Source organism: Salinibius halmophilus (assembly GCF_003577475.1).
GTDB classification, from domain to species: domain Bacteria; phylum Pseudomonadota; class Gammaproteobacteria; order Pseudomonadales; family Natronospirillaceae; genus Salinibius; species Salinibius halmophilus.
Genome location: NZ_QPEP01000004.1, coordinates 172021 through 187338, shown reverse-complemented (window position 1 = coordinate 187338; position 15318 = coordinate 172021). Strand labels below are relative to the sequence as shown.

Annotated in this window: 11 protein-coding genes; 4 read left to right on the top strand and 7 right to left on the bottom strand. The window is 48.0% G+C overall.

Annotation, left to right across the window (positions count from 1 at the left end):
- The first annotated feature begins 61 nt into the window (after positions 1-61).
- A complete protein-coding gene (locus DUW71_RS05810) occupies positions 62-5398 on the top strand; it encodes an RHS repeat-associated core domain-containing protein (RefSeq protein ID WP_119394303.1) in 5337 nt (1778 codons plus the stop codon).
- Positions 5399-6060: 662 nt separating this feature from the next.
- Here the strand turns inward: DUW71_RS05810 and DUW71_RS17945 are convergent.
- The 4 genes from DUW71_RS17945 to DUW71_RS05790 form a co-directional block, all read right to left on the bottom strand.
- Positions 6061-6192: a hypothetical protein gene (locus tag DUW71_RS17945; RefSeq protein ID WP_267896652.1), complete on the bottom strand. Its 132-nt coding sequence runs from the start codon at positions 6190-6192 to the stop codon at positions 6061-6063.
- A gap of 194 nt (positions 6193-6386) precedes the next feature.
- The gene (locus DUW71_RS05800) at positions 6387-7193 is read right to left on the bottom strand and encodes an ExeA family protein (RefSeq protein ID WP_119394301.1); all 807 of its coding nucleotides are present in this window, start codon (positions 7191-7193) and stop codon (positions 6387-6389) included.
- Positions 7190-7939, bottom strand: a complete 750-nt coding sequence (locus DUW71_RS05795) for a DDE-type integrase/transposase/recombinase (protein ID WP_158583892.1) — start codon at positions 7937-7939, stop codon at positions 7190-7192. Before DUW71_RS05795 ends, DUW71_RS05800 begins: the two co-directional genes overlap by 4 nt.
- Before the next feature lie 45 nt (positions 7940-7984).
- On the bottom strand, positions 7985-8488 hold the full coding sequence (locus DUW71_RS05790; RefSeq protein WP_119394299.1) for a hypothetical protein: 504 nt from the start codon (positions 8486-8488) through the stop codon (positions 7985-7987).
- 860 nt (positions 8489-9348) lie between these two features.
- Between DUW71_RS05790 and DUW71_RS05780 the strand changes: the two genes are divergently transcribed.
- Together DUW71_RS05780 and DUW71_RS05775 are read left to right on the top strand one after the other, a co-directional pair.
- Complete coding sequence (locus tag DUW71_RS05780; protein ID WP_119394297.1) at positions 9349-10989, top strand: RHS repeat-associated core domain-containing protein; 1641 nt, start codon at positions 9349-9351, stop codon at positions 10987-10989.
- Positions 10986-11375, top strand: coding sequence for a hypothetical protein (locus DUW71_RS05775; protein ID WP_119394296.1), 390 nt, complete (start codon positions 10986-10988; stop codon positions 11373-11375). The genes DUW71_RS05780 and DUW71_RS05775 overlap by 4 nt, the downstream gene beginning before the upstream one ends.
- A 218-nt stretch (positions 11376-11593) precedes the next feature.
- Here DUW71_RS05775 and hflD read toward each other — a convergent pair whose 3' ends face one another.
- The 3 genes from hflD to DUW71_RS05760 are packed head-to-tail and all read right to left on the bottom strand — an operon-like array spanning position 11594 to position 13745.
- On the bottom strand, positions 11594-12229 hold the full coding sequence (gene hflD / locus DUW71_RS05770) for a high frequency lysogenization protein HflD (RefSeq protein WP_119394295.1): 636 nt from the start codon (positions 12227-12229) through the stop codon (positions 11594-11596).
- Positions 12214-13296: a tRNA 2-thiouridine(34) synthase MnmA gene (mnmA, locus tag DUW71_RS05765; RefSeq protein ID WP_119394294.1), complete on the bottom strand. Its 1083-nt coding sequence runs from the start codon at positions 13294-13296 to the stop codon at positions 12214-12216. Before mnmA ends, hflD begins: the two co-directional genes overlap by 16 nt.
- A gap of 5 nt (positions 13297-13301) precedes the next feature.
- A complete protein-coding gene (locus DUW71_RS05760; protein WP_233546038.1) occupies positions 13302-13745 on the bottom strand; it encodes an NUDIX hydrolase in 444 nt (147 codons plus the stop codon).
- Positions 13746-14082: 337 nt separating this feature from the next.
- On the opposite strand from DUW71_RS05760, the gene fabV reads away from it, so the two are divergent.
- Positions 14083-15261, top strand: coding sequence for an enoyl-ACP reductase FabV (gene fabV / locus DUW71_RS05755; protein ID WP_119394439.1), 1179 nt, complete (start codon positions 14083-14085; stop codon positions 15259-15261).
- Positions 15262-15318 lie beyond the last annotated feature (57 nt).

Below are 15318 nucleotides of genomic sequence, written 5' to 3'. Positions count from 1 at the left end.
GAGTTGTGATGACAGGGTGAATTGGTTTAAATATGAGCAGTAAAATTTCAAGGATTGAACAATGGCGAGTTGGCAAAAAGAACTGACTGCAGACATGGACGAGAGTGGTCGACTAAACGATGGCCTCGCTGTTGATGAAAGTGCCGCTGCGGATCAAAGCGTCGAGCTTAAACTACCTAATGCACAAGCCCTGCGTGCTCTGCCCCATGAGCTGAAAACTAAATTATTCCCAGCGCCAGAGAATTGGGGCACGGTTGACCCATCGGATGCCATTCACTTAGTTCGCTCTGATAGCACTCGCTTTTTTGAGTATCAGCGTGGACACTGGGTTGAAATTCCTTCTCCACGTTCCTTGATCCACAAAAATTGGGTTTGTGTTCAGCGGTTAAATAAACCCATCAGCAATCATATTGGCCAAGCTAACAGTCGCTCTGCGATCAGTGATGGCGAGCAAAATCAGCAGGTAACTGTTAGCAGCCCTTCATCGCAAGAACTCACGCAAGATGTTGTGCTGTACGACGTGCCAAATACCTATTCGCTCAATTTGAAGTTACTTAGCCCAAGTGGAAAACCGGCGCACTACGCAACGTTTCAGGTGGATTTGGATACGGGTGACCGTCGAACGGGACCGCTAGATGAAAATGGTGAAGCGTATTTGTCTGGTTTACCAGAATGCCAAGCAACCATCCGTTATTTGCCAAACCGCAGTTTAATTGCACGCTATCAGCAGCAGTTGCGCACTCAGCTAAACGTTATCTTAATGGATGCGCGGGCTAAACAGGCAGATAATCAAGCCAAGCTTGCAGATTTAGCTTGGGCAGACAAAACCCATGTTATTTCACAAGCGTTCATTAATAGCTTTTGGAATAACTTTGAAGACCTAAAAGGCAACACTCAGTCGGCTGCGGCATTTTTATTAGACATACCGTCCAATGTGCAGCGTTTGCAAGGCGAGTTTATCGAGGCCCTGCGCGCAGGCACGATTCCGGATGAACTGGAAGAAGCATTTGCTAAGATTTGTCAAAAGGCGGGGGTAGCCAGTGAGCTAGCCGCTAGGGCGTGGCATGTGTTTAGAATCTTGGCGCAACATCGCTCCACGCTCGATATTCTGCTCGAGTTTGCTTGGGATTATGCAAGCTGTCTTCATGTGCTCGACTTGGCCGAGTTCGGTGGCTGGATTGTCTTTGAAGCGGTCTTCGCCATAATTGCTGCGGCAGTGGTAAAGGGCACTAAAGGACTTGGTAGCCTGCTGGTATTACCAGCCTCAACTGAACGCTATAAGAACGTAATGATAAAGATTGGTGAGGTAATCGCACCACTATGGCGAATTCTCGATGAGCGAGCCTATGACAATGTAGGCGGCACCAAAGCGCTAAAAGGCAATCGCGAGCACCAGGTGACCCATCAGCAACAAGAAGACGTTCGACCACTGGTTAAAGTCGACCCTGAACCTGAGCAATCTTCCCAATCGTTAAACAAGCAAGATGACGATTCCACGAATCAGGGTGACGAAGACGAAAACAAAGGCGATTGCCCTGGCGGTGCAACCGATAACGCCGAATGTGCCGGTGAGCCAATTAACATGGCAACCGGCGAAGAGCTCTATAAAACCATAGATTTTAAAGTACCCGGCGTTGTGCCAATTAACTTTGTGCGCCAATACCGCACAACGCTCTGTGGTAAACGTTCAAGCCTTGGCTTTGGTTGGTCGCACTCCTTTAGCGAATACTTTGTTGCACAAGGCGAAGGCCTGGAGTTTGTTGACCAAGAGTTTTTGAGCACCAGCTTTGCAAGCATACGCCCAGGCAAAACGGTACGAAACCAGCTGGGCATGACGCTCGACTGGACAGCCGATGAACTGACCTTAACGCACAAGGGAGTCGTAAAGCGGTTTCGTCAACTAGACCCAGCGTCACAGCGCTATGCCTTAACACACATTGAAACGCTAGATCGCAGCCAAAGCTGGCGGCTAATTTATCAAACGGTCAATGGTGTTTTGCAGCCTACTCAAGTGGTGGCCAGCTGGGGCGATACACTTAGTTTGAATTATGGCCGCTATGGCCTTGCTAGCATTGACTGGCAAGCAGCTTCGGGCCATAAAAAACGCCTTGCGCGCTATATCGTTAACAACCAAGGCGACCTAATTGCGGCGCGCAACCAAGGCGGGCGATTAGAGCAATACCGCTTTGAGCAACACACCATTACCCTGCGCAAACTGGCAACTGGCGCGATCTACGATTTCCAATGGACGGAGTTAGGCCCAAATGCTCGCGCCACAAGCCAGAAAGAGCGTGGTGGAAGCTATCATTATCAGTTTGAATGGCAGCTAGAAGATCGAATTAGTCGCTCGATTGACTCCAATGGCGTCGTCATTGAATACGAGTTTGATGACCGCGCCCATTTGATCCGCAAAACCATGCCTGATGGCAGCGAAGAGCGCTGGTTTTACAACAGTTTGGATGATCTCGTTTGGTATCAAAACGGCAATGGCGAGCGCACAGAGTATGCCTACGATGACCAACAGCGTTTAACCAAACAAATTAATGCCCTAGGCCAGCAAACCCGAATTAGCTACTTGGGCGACACCTTTTTACCAACGCGCATTATCAATGCTGCCGGCCACACAACCCGCTACCAGTACAATAGCCTTGAGCAGCTAACCGCTATTCACCACCCTGATGGCCGCGAAGCACGCTGGCAGTATCAAGGTGGTCAATTGGTGAAACAAGTAGATGCCAATGGCCAAATTCACCACTACCAATGGCACCCACAATGGGGCGCCATTGCTAGGTACTTGCAAACCACCAGCAAAGGCGAGGTGCTCAGCGAGCTTGCTTTTGCCTACGACGAGCAAGGCCGTTTGGTATCTCAGACTGTTGTAGGAAAAAATGGCACGGAAGATAAAACCAGCCACTTTGTATACGACGAGCAAGGTCAGCTAACTAGCCAAATTGACCCATTTGGTAAGAGCCAAAAGCTTAATTACGACAGCTTTGGTCGCGTTGTTGCCCATATCGACGCCGCTGGACGCACCACCCAATTTGAATATGGCAAGTTTGCCCAAGTTGAGCGCTTAATTCAGCCAGACGGCAATCAAGTGCGCTACGAATACGACAAAGAGCGCAACCTAACGGCACTAATTAACCAAAACGGTCAGGCTCATAAGTTTGAGTACGATGTACACGAGCGCATTAGCCGTGAAATTACCGTGGATGGCCGCACAACCGATTATCAGTACGATGGCGCGGGGAGAATTACAAAGTTAACAGAAAGAGGGCTAAATGAAGGTGAGTTAACCGCAACCTTCGAGCGCAACGCCCTAGGCATGTTAATTCGCGAGCAGCACGAGGCAGCAGGTAAACAAAGCGTCACCATCGACTACCAGTACGATGAGTTAAATCGCCTAGTGCTGGCCGATAACGGCCATGCCCAAACCGAATTAGCCTACGACCTAGCTGGTCGCTTAACCGAAGAGCTAAACCGCCAAAGCTTTAACCCATTTGGTCATCGTGTACAGCCACATCAACATAAGATTGGCATTCACTATCGCGATGACGGACTGGTATCGCACCTACACCACGAAAGCTTTAAGCCAAAACCGCACGGTTTGAAGTACAGCTTTATGCACTCCGACGGGCGCAAAGACGAGTGGTACCAGGAATATCATTGGAATAGCCAACAGCAGCTCGTTGGCATGCTACTTAACGACGAGCAATTATTTAGCCAGCAATTCAACAGCGCCGGGCAGCTAACCAAGCGCCAACAAGGTGCACATCAGCTCGAATTTAGCTACGACCCAGAAATGCGGTTAGCACAAACCAAACGCCTAGGCAGCGCGCACGAGTTAATTAAACAACGTGATTATGACTACGACGAGTTCGGCCGGCTTACGCAAATTAGTGAGCAAGGCTCCACGAGCGCCAAGCCATTTGTTAAGCAGTACCAATACGACGCCGTAGACCGATTAACATCTGTCGTTCGAGGCGAGTCTGGCGATCTAGTTCAACAACAAATCAATCAAGACAAAGCCGGTAACCTGCTACCACAAGGTTTAACTGAGCTAAGTAACAACCAGTTACCATTCTGGGGCGACCGGCATTTTGAATACGACAGCCACGGCAACTTAAAAACCGAAACCAGCGGCGCCAATGGCTGCAAGAAGAAGCAGTTCTTCTACAACGCCAAGCATCAGCTGGTTTCTTTGATTCAAAGTGTTGATAGAACCGCCACGCTATATAGCGAATACCTCTACGATTCCCTAGGTCGCCGCATCGAGAAAATCGTTTGGCAGCTTGATGCTGCGCTTACTGGTGTAGAAACCGAGCTTGAACTGGCAAACCTAGCTCGAGAGCAAGGAGAAGTGGTCAACCACGAGCGCTTCGCTTGGCAAGGCTCAACGCTGGTTCATGTGCGAAAGCTCACCAACGGTGGCAACCAACAGCTCACCGCCGAGCGCTATATTTACGAGCCAGGCACCCACGTGCCACTGGCAATGCACGACACCGAGCTTGGTACGCTTCATTTTGATGTTGACCACCTAGGTACGCCAAAGGGGCTGTTTGATAGTGCCGGCGAGAAACTGTGGCAAGCAGAGCACTCGGTATATGGCCAGATTGAATCAGAGCGCTCGTTTAAGCTTCATCCAATCACCGGCGAGCAGGTTGCTCCTAAAATCCGTTTCCAAGGCCAGTACGAAGATGCTGAATCTGGGCTGTTTTATAACCTAAACCGCTACTACGATGCCGAAGTAGGGCGGTATACCACACAAGACCCGATTGGCTTGTTGGGTGGGTTAAATGCATACCAGTATTGCCCGAATCCGGTTGAGTGGGTTGATCCGCTGGGTACTATCGCGGAAAAAGAGGCTTCTACAAGATCTACTGAAGCTGTTGCTTCAACGCAACCTGGAACTTCCATAGCGGTTTATGACAAGGAGTTTGCCGCCCAACAAATGAAGGGGTATGGCATTTCTATTTACAATGAAGATATTTATAACTTCTTGAATGGATTAGATGAGTTGACGTTGGGACCGCCTGGCGGTGAAGCATGGCTATCCCCGGCGGAACATGCGTTCAGGGCTACTAGCAAAAGCCAATTGGCACTTGAATCAGGATTAGCTGGAAGTATTGTAGATGCTGCAAATAATGGAGGGGATTTATATGCAACGGTGGTTCCTCTAAAAGGGTTGAAGACAAATATACCCAAAGCAACTGATGGTGGTGTAAATCCTCACTTTTTAGAAGGAGCTGGCCATACTGCTGTGAGAGGTGATAACTTCTGGATATTGAATAGAGATATAACTGAAGTCACTGTACCAGGAGGGGGTGCGATGCCAAGTGGTTCGATGATTGTGAAATTTATACCAGGATCTGGATGGGTGCCGGTTAGGAGCTTTTAATGAAAAATTACCGATTTTGCCCTATATGTGGTAGCAAGCTAAATAAACTTGAAAAGTCCAACTCTATCTGGACAGAATTTTACCAGTGCTCATCAACTCACTGTGGAGAGTACTTTATCCAAGTTGTGGATTTGCGATATACATTTCCGTTAATTGAAACCTATCCGACAACATTAGAATTGTTTAATTCGTTATCTCCCGAAGAAGCCAAAATAGCTGAAAAAAAGATAAATAGAATCGATAGTAAAACAGTGTCTATAGTGGAGTTCGAGAATTACGTGCTAGTGAAATAGTATGAGGAAATCGTTTGGCAGCTTGATGTTGCTTTAACAGGCGTTGAAACCGAACTCGAATTAGCAGAGCTAGCTGTAGCGGACCAAATTGCCCGCGTACTTTGAGCCAAATTATTCATCGAACGATTTGGCATGATTCCGCCCTGTTTACCACATTAACGTCATAGCTTATTTTACCCCTGCCAATCAGTTGACAGGGCAGCCACGCTTTACAGAGAATACCTGTACGATGCCCTTGGGCGCCGAATTGAAAAGATAGTTTGGCAGCTGGATGTTTCGCTAACTGGTGTAGAAACCGAGCAGCAGCTAGCGGAATTAGCGCGTAACCAAGGCAAAGTCTTCAACCACGAACGCTACGCCTGGCAAGACTCAACGCTCGTACATGTGCGCAAACTCACCAATGGCGGCAACCAGCAACTTACCGCCGAGCGTTATATTTACTGTAGCCGACCAAATTGCCCGCGTACTTTCAGCCAAATTATTCATCGAACGATTTGGCATGATTCCGCTCTGTTTACCACACTAACGTCATTGCTTTTTTTACCCCTGCCAAATTAGCATCGCTCTTTCGGCCAAAGTTTCGTCGTAGCCAACTTATGATCATTTTGGCTTTTGGCTTATTTGCACCAAATAACGCAAAAAGCCCATTGTGGTGTCATGCACGATGGGCTTGGTGAGCGGGCGATTTGCTTGGCTTACCGCACCTGTTGCTCTATTAGTTGCTCATGGCTGCGCCAATGCGGTTGCACCAGTACTTGGTTGATATGCCTGAGCGTGACGATGGTTTGGTTCTCTCGGCAGGCTTCGATCAACCCGGCATGGCATAAGTTACAGCATAATCTTAGGTTGCCTTGCGCGTTGCGCAGTACGACTTCAATGGCGCCGTCGTCGAAGGTGTTGATGCCCAGTTTTGCCCGCTCTAGCTGGTTCATGATGAACTGTTCCAGGTCGAAATCGTTCAGTGGCAGCAAATTCGCTGAGTAGGTGATTCGGCTCTTTAAATCGGCATTCACCTTCATCGCTAGGCGTTGTAATAAATCTGGCTGGCCGAGCAATACCAGGTTGTGTTTGGCTGGGTAGCGATCGAATAGTAAGCGAAGTTTTCGCAGCGTATCCATATCGAGCAGATGTGCTTCATCGATGAGGGTGTACAGGCTTTTACGCTCTTGTACGACTCGGTAGGCATGCTGAATGAGCTCTTTTTCTAGCTGTTTTTCAGGTGCGTCAATTTTCATCGCCGTTGCCAATTGTTTGATCAGCTTGCCATAGGTGTGCAGGGTTTGGCTGATGCTGACCACCTCGGTGTCTTTTTGCTGACTAAGCTGTTCGACGTAGCGCTTTAAGCTGCTTTTGCCTACGCCTGGCTGCCCAACTATAACGGTAAAACCACCATGCTGTGCATGAATTTGAATGATGTCGAAAATGGCTTGCTGTTGTGGCAGGAGCGTGTCGGCTTTGGTAAACGGCACACGCTCGATGCCAAAGGTATTTTGGATGATCATAGCGTGGCTCCCTGAGCATCACTCACAGGGCTTCGTTGCTGGGCATTAAAGGTTAGGTTAAGCGGCGCAGCATCCCCCATACGTTTGTCGTTAAAATAGACAATAAAGCGGTCTCGCCGGGTGCGATCATAGCGTACCTGAATGGCTTGATTACGCAGGTCGACAGGGCATTCAAATTTTTGGCTATTAATAGAAAACACATTGGTTTTACTGACCTTTCGGGTTTCTTCAATGAAGAACACCTCTGCCGTGTACTGATCGTCCACTAGGTACTCAATACGGTTGATGTCTAAATTAAAGCGGTCTACCGGAGGCATATGAATGCTGCTGTGTGGTTGGCGGTTATAGTCTTGTTCAATCCATTGTTGAGTCAGCTGGTTGAGTTGATCGAGTGATTCAAAGGTGCGGTGCTGCACTAAGAAACGATCACGAAACCCACGAAAGAATCGTTCTATTTTTCCCTTCGATGCACCATCTCGAACGGGCGCGTGGCTAAGGTGAATGTTCAACCGCACGCAGGCTTGTAGTATTTCCTTCGAACGATAGTTGGCACCATTATCAAAATACAATCGCTGCGGCTTACCCCGCTTAAATAAGGCGGTGCGAAAGGCATCAATCATGTTATCGGTATTGTCTCGGTAAAAGAACTGGGCATGCGTGATGACGCGGCTCGCGTCATCAATAAAGGCAATCAAAAAGGTTTTTTTCCACGCCCCATCCGCTTGTTGAATCGCAGGCCCATACATTGCCGTTCCTGCGCATCCCTGCGCCCACGGCATTAGTGATTCCGTTCACGTCGTGTCAGCCTGCCAGAGCTCGTTAGCATATTGCATTGCAAACGACAGGCGCAATTTGGCACTGGTGTCTGAATTCAGCAATTGGTGCTCGCGCACCATACGATAAAACGAGGTCGCAGAGAGCTGCGATCGTTGAAACAGCCCCCGCTCAATCATCAATCGATACAGCACACTTTTAGGCACCTGCCCGGTTTTGTTAGTGGTTAAAGTAGGCAGGATATCTTGAATGGCTTCTGCCAACTCATTGGCCTGAACCTTGCGCCGTTGATGCTTGTCTATTCGGGGCAGGTTATCGAGCGTCGTCACACCATGCTTTTTATAGCGATACAGCCAAGTACTGATGGTGCGCCAAGTAAAACGATGCACCTGCCCCGAGATAGGGTCGGTAAAGCTTCGCTCAGCGGCCGCTTTGATGCGGGCGCGAATGGTATTGCCTGGGGCGTAATCAATCGCGGCCAGCACCTGAAGGCGCAGTTCGAAAGAAGGCTTAGTGGTCATAATGGCTCCTTAAACAAATCTATGACCCTCGCAGCCTATCGCCTCTTAAAACAGGGCATCAGTGTCATGTTCTGTGGTGCGAACGAGCCAGAGCAAAAGAAGCGTAAAAACACGCTAAGGTAAGACGCGAAAATGGGAGAACGGACAGAGACTAGCGTGAGACACCGGGCGAATCGCAAACCAAAGACTAGGCAGATGGGTGCGATCAACCGCAATTAAGCAAGCGGCTAGCAGAAACCAACTTGGTGCAGGCACTGCCAAGCAGAAATGGCGAGATTTTTGTCAGCGGGAAGCATTATAGCGAGGGTACTAAGAATGAGCTGTAACGCGTGTGATCGATGTTGAAAAGCCACAGAGTTGAATCGTTGCATGGGTAATCGCCAGTTAGGCAGCGAGTGATAAAAGCGGCGCAACCAACGCCAACCATTGCGAGCGGAACACGCGCCAGAGGCTTGCCGATAGGCCTGCGCCACTGCTGAACCACTAAGCAGCAACGCAATGAACACGCCCAAAGTCACCGCACCATAGCGCAGCTTAGGAATTACACAAGACAGCAGTAATTGAACCGTACGCCCACATCCAGCATGACCAAAGCGGTTAGAGCAGCAAAGGCGTTTGCCAACGATTTTAGGTTGAGCACGAGATTGTTTTTTATAGATAAAGCCATGCGAAACGAAATGACTGCAAGCTGCACAGTGAGGACATTCAAGAACAGGGTTAAATGAAAAAGCTTGGAGGGATTCAAAGCATTGAAAGAAGTGAGCCATGAAAAAATTCAGTGAGCCAAAATCCCGTTATACAGCGTGAGGGAGTGTTAGATCAAAATTTGGTAGAAACCAACGCGTTTAGACCATAGGATTTTGGGAAATAACAACTGGGTTGAGGGTGATTACCTCACTACCTATACACCTTACTGCCGCTACCATTGCCCAGTTTATGAGCGCGCTCGCTACGGTGATGTAGCATACTCAGAACCAAAGCAGGTGACTAATAGCGGCGCTATCGTTGTGGAAGATATGAGCTCACTGGCAACCTATACTGGAAACTGGAGCCAGCACACCACTTCAGATCAACCTCCTGCACGGGGGGCAACCGGCGCCAGCTATAAATCAGCGAGCAATACCGCGGGTACACAAGTTCGCTATAACCTTCCAATGACAGGCGAATACGGCATATACGTTAGTATGCCTACTCGCTACGGCTTAGATACGCAAGCGCGCGTGCGCGTTGCAGAAAACGGTACAACACTTGATGCTGGCAAGGTGTTTAATAGTGCTGCTTACGGCGATGAATGGATTTATATTGGAGACTACAACCTAACTAACGGCAACGCTTTTCTTGTGCTAGATAGCGCTAACCCTGGCACTTATAAGACCTTGGCATCTGATGCTATTTTGTTATTACCAAAGGGTCAGCAGCCTCAATACGCAACGGCAAAGTTTACCCATGCGACTACGCAAGAAGGCCTACATACTGTTGAGCTAGTGTTTGCCAATGACCATGTTGGCGGCTCTAATGTGCCAGTAACGGTTGAATATACCAACCAAGCAGGTCAGCAGGTATCGCGTCAGTTCACTGCCAATTTTCACAGCAGTAACAATGAGCAATTCACTTCATTGGCAACACTGCCAGATGTGCGCGCCAATACTAATATTTCGGTCACGCTGAGCTCGAAAACCAATGGTTATGTGTATGCCGATGCCATTCGCGTTAAAAGCGGTGGTGAAGCAGGGCCAAGCAGCCTGTATTTTGTTCATAATGACCACATCGCAACGCCAGAGGCAATTACCGATGCGGCGGGTAACCTAGTTTGGCAACGCCACACCACGCCATTTGGCGATCACATGCCACAGGCGGTGTCAGGCTTCTTGGGTGAGCAACAAGGCTTTCCGGGTCAGCATTTTGATGACACCACTGGTTTGAGCTACAACTACTTCCGTGACTACGATCCAACAACAGGCCGTTACATCCAGAGTGACCCAATTGGGTTAAATGGAGGTTTGAACACCTATGGGTATGTTGGGGGGAATCCGCTGGGGTATGTGGATCCATTGGGGTTGAGTGCGCGAGATGATTTATCTGAAGCGTTTAACGCTTGGAAGCAAACGTTCCCTTCGCCTGCAGGCTATTGGGAAGCCGTTCAAGCTATGAAAGATGCCCGAGCTGCTGCGGCAGATGTTGATACATATGGAATGACACCTGCGCAGAGTAATTACCAGGGGCCAGCCGATGCTATAAGGCATTGCGTCCTTGCTTGCTCGCTAACGCAGAGGCTTGGTAGAGAAGCAGCTATCAATATCCTTGACTATCATGAGCGGAATGAAAGCTTTAACGATGAGATGGATCGCCAAAACAACCTAATGGGATGTTTTATAGGGGAGCAAGCAGACGTTGGGAGTTGCCATCAGTCCTGCCTTGAGAATATCGACAATTTACTTACTTATCGAGGTAAGGAAGGATTATCATATTCTGAACCTAGGCCTATTGGGAGTCTAAAATGAAAGTTGCTTTAGCGGTGGTTCTTATATTTTTATTTTTTGGAACGTTACATTTGTATGAGAAAGAAATATTTATAATAGATCGAAGTGTAGCTTCTGATAGCTTGACGATAATGTGTCGTTCAAATAAATCTCATTACAGTTCACCAGTTTTTAGCATTGATGAAAAGTCGTACTTCTCTATTTCTGTTGACCGTGGAGGCTTTATTGAATGCAAGCTGTTAAACGATAAAGTGAATATGGAAGAAGAGTTTTTATTGTCGGGGTATGTTGAAAGAAAGGTTGGATTTGGATATTACCAAATTGTCCAGACAAAAAAATACGTTTCTGTAAAGGATCAATTTAATGAAGAATTGTTTTATTCAGATGAAGACTGGGTGATGCAGTAAAAATTGAGATGATGCAGGGAATGATGCAGGGAATGATACAGGACACCCATCCCATCTAGTGTTCTGATCAGTATAAAAAGCGGCAAGCAAATGGCTTAGCCGCTTTTTTATGTGTAGCCAACCAAATTGCCCGCGTATTTGAATCAAATTATTCATCGAACGATTTAGCACCATACCCGCTTGTTTACCACAATCGCGTCGTAGACAAGCTCTACAAGTTAATGCGTCAGCAATTGGGTGCAGGCCTCGGCGGTTTGTTTGCGCCGTAGCAGAATATCCAAGCGTGAGCCGCCAGTTTGGCGCCACAATATGGCGCTGCGGATGCCAAATAACAGCAGTGTGCGAATAATCTGGGCGTTGCGCTCTTGCTGCAATACTTGTGGATTGCCGACCACATGAATGCGGTAGCCCATGGTGCTAATCACTTCTTGATAGGCTTTAGCGATACCACCAACGACTGAGTCGTGCGTAGCGTCTTCGAAGTATTCAACTTGCCGTTCAACTTGGTCGAGTAACTTGCCTAGCTCATTCAGGCGTTGTGGCTGCTTTTGCAGTTTTAACGCTAACTGAACCATGCCAGAGAAGTATTTAATCACTGGTGGTGCAATGTCTTTATTGCCTTGCTGGTTAAACTGGCGCAATAGCTGAATACCAGACCAAAGGTTGCCCTTGCTGCCAAAAACGGCTTCGGTGCTGTCTGGGTTAAGGTTGAGAATGGCTTTACATGCCATTTCTAGCTCATCTGGTGCTATGGTTTCGCCCGTTGCATGGCGGTGCACAAGGCTTGCTGCCTGTGCTACGCCTGCCAGTGCCAACGTCTTTTCGGTTACTGATGACATTACTTCTTCGCCCATTCAATTACGCCACCACCTAAACAGCGGTCGTCGTCGTAGAATACCGCAGATTGCCCAGGCGTGACTGCCCTCTGAGGCGTATCAAAGGTGACCAAATAGCCATGGTCTTGTTTGCTAATGGTGCAAGCTTGGTCGCCTTGGCGGTACCTGTGCTTGCAAGTGAGCTGCTCACCATCACTAGGGCCATCGCCATCCACCCAGAAGGTTTCGCTCATAAATAGTTGATTGGTATAAAGCAGGTCATGGTCACCTTGAACCACGATCAGCTCGTTTTTTTCTAAGTCTTTACCCGCCACGAACCAAGGATCTTCACCGTGGTGCTTACTGCCGCCAATGCCAAGCCCCTGGCGTTGCCCAAAGGTGTAGTACATTAATCCTTGGTGCTCACCCATGTCTTCGCCTTCGGGCGTTACCATGCGGCCAGGCTGGGCTGGCAAGTAGGTTTGCAAGAAGTCTTTAAAGCGTCGCTCGCCAATAAAACAAATGCCGGTGGAATCTTTTTTACGAGCAGTGGCTAGGCCATGTTCTTCAGCAATTCGGCGAACTTCAGGCTTTTCTATTTCGCCCACTGGAAATAGGGTTTTGGCGAACTCTTCATGGCCAACGGCGTGCAGGAAGTAGGTTTGGTCTTTATTGCGGTCTAACCCACGCAGCAGTGCCGCTTTGCCTTGATGTTCGCCACGGCGAGCGTAGTGGCCTGTGGCAATATAGTCGGCACCTAAAAACAAGGCATACTCAAGAAATGCTTTAAATTTGATTTCGCGATTACATAGAATATCTGGGTTGGGTGTGCGACCCGCTTTGTATTCGGCTAAAAAATGCTCGAACACATTGTCCCAGTATTCCGCAGCAAAGTTAGCGGTGTGCAACTTTATGCCGAGTTTGTCTGCCACGGCTTGGGCATCGGCTAAGTCTTCCTTGGCGGTACAGTATTCGGTGCCGTCGTCCTCTTCCCAGTTCTTCATAAACAGGCCTTCAACTTGATAGCCTTGCTGCTGCAGTAATAATGCAGAGACCGAACTGTCGACGCCACCAGACATGCCAACGATAACTTTTGCTTTGCTCATAAGGTTTAAAAATCTTTGATTAGTTCAAGCGGATAATGGGGGCCTTGGCGCGCATCTTCAATGCATTGGCTGACCAAATGCGAGCGCAACTTAGGGCCTAGCGCCTGCACTTCGTCGAATGTGAGCCAGTGCGGGCCAATAATCCCTGTATCATACGCGTCTGAAACCTTTTTTTCTGCCTTCGCCGTGAATAAAAAGCGAATGTAGGTAACACCGTTCACGCCAAGGTAGTGATACACCCCAACAAACTTATCCAGTGTTACCTGCCAACCAGTTTCCTCAAGTACCTCGCGAACGGCCGCTTGCTGTGCGGTTTCGCCCGGTTCGATATGCCCTGCCGGTTGGTTAAACACCACTTCACCATGTGCTTCTTCTTCAACAATTAAATATTTACCGGCGTCCTCTACCACGCAGGCAACAGTGGCATGTGGCATTTCTGTAATGGTCATTATTATGGTCCTAGGTACAAAACGTTAAGTATCAGTGTAGCAAGCCCATATTAGCAAATAGGTATGCATAGGTAGAACCATGTGCGTATAAAAAATTGTTGTGTTTTTTGTGTGTATGTAAAAAATTCTAATAAATGTTAAAAAACTAATAAAAAGTGTAATAAAATCTATAAATATAAGTAAAAATAACGGTTTTTGTTATGTGATGGAGCCATGAATTATTGTCCAACGTTCACAACGCTTGTGCCAACCCCTTGTGAACTTTGGAGTTCCAGCAATGTTGGGTACACTGCGTGGCAATGGTCATTGCTACCAATCTTATAACGAGGGAATCAATATGATTATCAAGCCTAAAGTTCGTGGCTTTATCTGCACAACATCGCACCCAACTGGTTGTGCGGCAAACGTTCAAGAGCAAATTGATTACGTCAAAGCGCAATCATTTGCCGATGCAGACAAGCCGAAAAACGTACTGGTCTTGGGTTGCTCAACTGGTTACGGATTGGCATCGCGGTTGGTGTCTACTTTTGGTTTTGGTGCCAAAACCGTTGGTGTGATGTTTGAAAAAGAAGCGTCAGAAAAACGCCCTGGTTCAGCCGGTTGGTATAATACGCGCGCTTTTGAAAAAGCAGCCGATGAAGCGGGCATTTACAATAAAACGTTTAACGGCGATGCGTTCTCTAATGAGATCAAAGAGCAGGTCATTGCCGAGATTAAAGAAAACGTCGGTCAGATCGATTTAGTTGTTTACTCACTTGCTGCACCGCGTCGTAAAGACCCAGTTACAGGTGAAGTGTACAGCTCGGTACTTAAACCAGTTGGCGAGCCAGTAACGCGTAAAACGTACAACACCGACACCAAGGAAGTTAGCGAAGTAACGCTTGAGCCTGCAACACAAGAAGAAATCGATGCAACCATTAAAGTGATGGGTGGCGAAGACTGGGAGCTTTGGATTAATGCACTAGATGAAGCGGGTGTGTTGGCTGATAACGCAAAGACCACGGCTTATACCTACATTGGCAAAGAGCTAACCTGGCCAATTTATGGCAAGGCAAGCATTGGTAAAGCGAAAGAAGATCTAGACCGCGCAGCCTCAGCAATGAACGACAAGTTCTCGGCCAAAGGCCTTGAAGCCCGCGTTGGCGTGTTGAAAGCGCTGGTTACTCAGGCATCAAGTGCTATTCCTGTTATGCCGCTCTACATTCCTTTGTTGTACAAAGTAATGAAAGAGCAGGGCACTCACGAAGGTTGTATTGAGCAAATTTATCGCTTGTTGGGTGAAGAGTGGTACGGTGGACGTGCACCAACGCTAGACGAGCAAGGCCGCATTCGTGTTGACCTGTGGGAGCTAGACGACAAGGTACAAAGCGAAGTAGAAGCACTATGGCCTCAGTGCACCACCGAAACCGTTAACGACCTAGCCGATGTAAAAGGCTACCAAGACGAGTTCCTAAAGCTATTTGGCTTTGGTGTAGAAGGTGTTGATTACGATGCGGATGTGAATCCAATTGTTTAATCAGTAAACGCTAGTTTGTGATGAACCACCCAATTGGGTGGTTTTTTTTGGCAATTA

What these genes read in the sequence shown, in the direction of transcription:
- hflD (WP_119394295.1), bottom strand. Translation starts at nt 12,229, where the DNA reads ATGGGCGAAGAAGTAATGTCATCAGTAACCGAAAAGACGTTGGCACTG.
- DUW71_RS05760 (WP_233546038.1), bottom strand. Translation starts at nt 13,745, where the DNA reads ATGACCATTACAGAAATGCCACATGCCACTGTTGCCTGCGTGGTAGAG.
- DUW71_RS05800 (WP_119394301.1), bottom strand. Translation starts at nt 7,193, where the DNA reads ATGATCATCCAAAATACCTTTGGCATCGAGCGTGTGCCGTTTACCAAA.
- DUW71_RS05795 (WP_158583892.1), bottom strand. Translation starts at nt 7,939, where the DNA reads ATGTATGGGCCTGCGATTCAACAAGCGGATGGGGCGTGGAAAAAAACC.
- DUW71_RS05775 (WP_119394296.1), top strand. Translation starts at nt 10,986, where the DNA reads ATGAAAGTTGCTTTAGCGGTGGTTCTTATATTTTTATTTTTTGGAACG.
- DUW71_RS05790 (WP_119394299.1), bottom strand. Translation starts at nt 8,488, where the DNA reads ATGACCACTAAGCCTTCTTTCGAACTGCGCCTTCAGGTGCTGGCCGCG.
- DUW71_RS17945 (WP_267896652.1), bottom strand. Translation starts at nt 6,192, where the DNA reads ATGCCAAATCGTTCGATGAATAATTTGGCTGAAAGTACGCGGGCAATT.
- DUW71_RS05810 (WP_119394303.1), top strand. Translation starts at nt 62, where the DNA reads ATGGCGAGTTGGCAAAAAGAACTGACTGCAGACATGGACGAGAGTGGT.
- mnmA (WP_119394294.1), bottom strand. Translation starts at nt 13,296, where the DNA reads ATGAGCAAAGCAAAAGTTATCGTTGGCATGTCTGGTGGCGTCGACAGT.
- fabV (WP_119394439.1), top strand. Translation starts at nt 14,083, where the DNA reads ATGATTATCAAGCCTAAAGTTCGTGGCTTTATCTGCACAACATCGCAC.